3 protein-coding genes and 1 riboswitch are annotated in these 4,325 nt (G+C 57.6%); all 3 genes read left to right on the top strand.

Annotation, left to right across the window (positions count from 1 at the left end):
• The first annotated feature begins 46 nt into the window (after positions 1-46).
• Positions 47-137: riboswitch (TPP riboswitch) on the top strand.
• Positions 138-183: 46 nt separating this feature from the next.
• The 3 genes from thiC (at position 184) to AX681_RS21945 (ending at position 4,115) form a co-directional block, all read left to right on the top strand.
• Positions 184-2,058, top strand: a complete 1,875-nt coding sequence (gene thiC / locus AX681_RS10220; RefSeq protein WP_066661031.1) for a phosphomethylpyrimidine synthase ThiC — start codon at positions 184-186, stop codon at positions 2,056-2,058.
• A 109-nt stretch (positions 2,059-2,167) separates the two neighbouring features.
• Positions 2,168-3,148, top strand: coding sequence for a DGQHR domain-containing protein (locus AX681_RS10215; RefSeq protein WP_066661029.1), 981 nt, complete (start codon positions 2,168-2,170; stop codon positions 3,146-3,148).
• A gap of 4 nt (positions 3,149-3,152) precedes the next feature.
• A complete protein-coding gene (locus tag AX681_RS21945; protein WP_156442784.1) occupies positions 3,153-4,115 on the top strand; it encodes a hypothetical protein in 963 nt (320 codons plus the stop codon).
• The last annotated feature ends 210 nt before the right edge of the window (positions 4,116-4,325 follow it).

Raw genomic sequence — 4,325 nt, 5'->3', positions numbered from 1 at the left:
AACCCGCCCCTTCCCCCGCGCGCAAGAACCGCGTAGGACGGTTCCATCCCCGGGGGAGCGCTGACGCGCGCTTGAGAGGGTGGCAGCAGCCGCCGACCCGCTGAACCTGATCCGGTTGACACCGGCGTAGGGAGGGAGCGGCCCGCATCCATGGTCCGTTTCCTCCGCCTGGAGAGGAACATCATGGCCGACATCCCCGCCCGCAGCGAACTCAAGGTAACCACCGGCGCGATCCGCGGATCGACGAAGATCCATGTCGGCCCCCGCAAGGTCGCGATGCGCGAAATCCATCTCGAACCGTCGAGCGGCGAGCCGCCGGTCCGCGTCTACGACACCAGCGGCCCGTACACCGATCCCAATGCCCGCATCGACATCATGGCCGGGCTCCAGGAGCTCCGCCGCGACTGGATCCGCGATCGCGGCGATGTCGAGGAAGTGACCCAGCGTGAGGTCAAGCCCGAGGATAACGGCCAGCTCGGCCCCGACCGCAGCGGCGGGGTCCAGCCCTTCCCGAACGTGCGCAAGAAGGTGCTGCGCGCCAAGCCCGGCATGAACGTCTCCCAGATGCACTATGCCCGGCGCGGCATCGTCACGCCCGAAATGGAATATGTCGCCACCCGCGAAAATCTCGGCCGCCAGATGCTGGCCGAATATGTCCGCGACGGCGAAAGCTGGGGCGCCTCGATCCCCGATTACGTCACCCCTGAGTTCGTGCGCGATGAAGTCGCCCGCGGCCGCGCGATCATCCCCAACAACATCAACCACCCCGAAAGCGAGCCGATGGCGATCGGCCGCAACTTCCTGGTCAAGATCAACGCCAATATCGGCAACTCCGCCGTCGCGTCGGACGTGGCGCAGGAAGTCGACAAGATGGTGTGGGCGATCCGCTGGGGCGCCGACACGATCATGGACCTGTCGACCGGCCGCAACATCCACGACACCCGCGAATGGATCCTGCGCAACGCGCCCGTCCCGGTCGGCACCGTCCCGATCTATCAGGCGCTGGAGAAGGTCGGCGGCATCGCCGAGGACCTCACCTGGGAAATCTTCCGCGACACGCTGATCGAACAGGCGGAGCAGGGCGTCGACTATTTCACCATCCACGCCGGCGTGCGCCTGCCCTACATCCCGCTGACCGCCAAGCGCGTCACCGGCATCGTGTCACGCGGCGGCTCCATCATGGCCAAATGGTGCCTGGCGCATCACCGTGAGAGCTTCCTCTACGAGAAGTTCGACGAGATCACGGAGATCATGAAGGCGTATGACATCGCCTATTCGCTCGGCGACGGTCTGCGCCCCGGATCGATCGCCGACGCGAATGACGAGGCGCAGTTCGCCGAACTCTACACGCTGGGCGAACTCACCAAGCGCGCCTGGGAACAGGATGTTCAGGTGATGATCGAAGGCCCCGGCCATGTGCCGATGCACAAGATCAAGGAGAATATGGACAAGCAGCTGGCGGCATGCGGAGAAGCCCCCTTCTACACGCTCGGGCCGCTGACCACCGACATTGCCCCCGGCTACGACCATATCACCAGCGGCATCGGCGCCGCGATGATCGGTTGGTACGGCACGGCGATGCTCTGCTACGTCACGCCCAAGGAGCATCTCGGCCTCCCCGACCGCGACGACGTCAAGGTCGGCGTGGTAACCTACAAACTCGCCGCCCACGCCGCCGACCTCGCCAAGGGCCACCCGGCGGCCAAGGTCCGCGACGACGCGCTCAGCCGCGCCCGCTTCGAATTCCGCTGGCGCGACCAGTTCAACCTGTCGCTCGACCCCGACACGGCGGAGCAGTACCACGACCAGACGCTACCCGCAGAAGGCGCCAAGACCGCCCATTTCTGCTCGATGTGCGGCCCCAAATTCTGCTCGATGAAGATCACGCAGGAAGTGCGGGACTTTGCGGCGAAGCAGAATCAGGATGCGGATGCCTTCATTGCGGCGCAGCCGGTCGATGTGGCTGAAGCCGAGCAGGGCATGGCGCAGATGAGCCGGGTGTATGACGAAATGGGGCGGGAGTTGTATCTGGGGAGTGGCGGCCGGGAGCGGGACTAGGATTTTGACGCTGGACTCTGATTTTGATTAGTTTGCGCTCTGTTCTATATGCAATGAACGGAAGCAGAGAGACTTGGGGAATTCGATGGCTGCGTTACCGGAAACTGGCATGGCCGACCTTGAGAATGAAGATCGGCTCCGCTACAGCGTATCGCTAGTCACGCAAGGGCGGCATCAGTTTTACACCCTTACGATGCCGAGTGACGTTCTGGCCCAGACTTGCGTCGTTACTACACGAAAAGAGGATCCCATAGAGGGGTTTCAGCGCGAGCTCGATAAGAAACGTGCGATGGAAATAGCGCACTATATTGACGAGGAACTTGGAACAATTCCAAGCTCTATTGTATTATCGGCGCAGTCATCAGCAGAGTTGAGGATTGTCGGAAGGGGAAAGACGCTCGAGTTTACAAATGCTCCTGGCGCATTCCTTATCCTTGATGGCCAGCATCGTGTCTACGGCTTCTCACTGGCGAGGACATCGCTGCGCGTTCCTGTCGTTATATATAACGGGCTGTCTAGGCGCGAAGAAACTCGACTCTTTATCGACATTAATACTAAACAAAAGCCTGTTCCATCCCAGTTATTGCTAGATATCAAGCAATTGGCGGATATAGAAAGTGAATCAGAAGAGCTGCTGAGGGCTACCTTTGATAGATTCAATCAAAAGCCGAGAAGTGCGTTGAGTGGATTTATGTCGCCTGCGGAGGCCGCTAAGAATAAAATTACTAGAGTTACATTTAATCACGCAATGCGTCCGCTTTTGGTTCTATTTCCCGGCCGAACTGACGAAGAGATATACAAGATCGTCAATGCATATTTAATTGCTGTTTCATCTGAGATTGCGAAGAAGACAGCTGACCCGCTTTTAAACAAACCGGTAGTGTTTAGGGCTTTTATGGCCCTTTTCAAATCTGTGGCACAGCGGGTTGTGGATAAGTATGGGGCCGATTACTCCGCGACGAATTTCCAAACTGTTGTCTCTCCGGTGTTTCAAAACATGCAGATAAAGAAGCTTGAAAAGCCGGGGACGAGCTGGGCTGCGCTTCGAGATTATTTTGAGAAGCGATTGGCAAGCAAACTCACGCTCTGAGTGCATGGCTTCGCTAGTCGCCAATCTTGTCGCTGGCGCTTTGCCTCGTCTTGGCCTCGACCCATCGACGGCTGGAGGTTTCGAGTCTTGGTTAAGTTCGGCAACGATTGTACCGACGCATGCACTCGATTCTAGCTCTCAAAGGTTTGATGTCGGTGACCTCGATTCCTTAGTGTCCTTCCTGTCGTTTGATTTTGAGAGATTTTCATTGGCGGCTGCAGAGTCCTTCCTGCGGGCGACCGAGGTTCCGACAGGGGCTCTTAATCACGCAGGCTGGCGTCTTCTGGAATTGTATTACTCAGCCTTTTTTGCCGCGCACGCTATAACGAGAAGTCAAGGTGCGGGCGTAGCCAGTATAACAGCAGCAACTGCAAGGCGGGTTTCTGAGATTGCGTCACTGTACGATTCTGCTGCCGCGCCGTTTGAACCTGGAATGTGGTTCTATCGGGTTCGTGCGGGGGACGATGGTACTTACGTTGAGTTTCGTCAGGCTACCACTGGCTCAGGCGTTCACGATGCCTTTTGGCGTGAGTTCTGCGGCTTCATGCAGGCGCTTGCCGCAGATGCGGTGCAAAGTGGTCTTCCGGATAGCGCGCAGTTTCTTGCGGGCGCCGAAGAGATCGCCATTAACATACGAACAGGCGGGGTGGGCAGTGGATCTTGGCTAGCCAAGATTCGCAACGAGATAAACTACAAACACGCGCACGATACATGGTATCCGGAGCCTAGGCGTCAGGTTGCAACGTCCGCACTGTCCGAGATTAGGCTCAAACCATCTGAATCTATTCGGCTCGATAGGTCGAAAAGTAAGGAGCCATTATCTGCTTTTGCAAACACGTGTGGCTATCTTACGGCGCTAAGCTTCGAGTTGAGTGATTATATAGCTGCGAGATCAACTAAAGGTGCGGCGTTTGGTCAGAAATGGCGTAGATTTGCCGATTTGACGAAGTTGGTAATGCCTGGATGACTAGAAATCCCAACAAGAATGAGACTATTTCCGTAAGAATTGCGGTGCGCCCAATGACTATTTCGCCGAGCAGACCTTAGGCTAATGCCAGCTGATATTCCTGATTTATCCGACGCGATAACTCGCTGGACAAGGTGCTCGCATCGGTTTCTGGGTGCCCCTGACGGATGCCCTCGCGCCACACCCCGCGCGCAATCCATCCAACACGCC

This window comes from Sphingomonas sp. CCH9-E2 (assembly GCF_001557215.1).
In the GTDB taxonomy this organism is placed as follows: Bacteria; Pseudomonadota; Alphaproteobacteria; order Sphingomonadales; family Sphingomonadaceae; genus Sphingomonas.
Note: the sequence above shows the minus strand (reverse complement) of the source record. Positions and strands in the feature narration are given on the sequence as shown.

Bases quoted from the DNA above. Each gene is read 5' to 3' on its own strand.
- AX681_RS10215 (WP_066661029.1), top strand. From the start codon at position 2,168: ATGGCCGACCTTGAGAATGAAGATCGGCTCCGCTACAGCGTATCGCTA.
- AX681_RS21945 (WP_156442784.1), top strand. From the start codon at position 3,153: ATGGCTTCGCTAGTCGCCAATCTTGTCGCTGGCGCTTTGCCTCGTCTT.
- thiC (WP_066661031.1), top strand. From the start codon at position 184: ATGGCCGACATCCCCGCCCGCAGCGAACTCAAGGTAACCACCGGCGCG.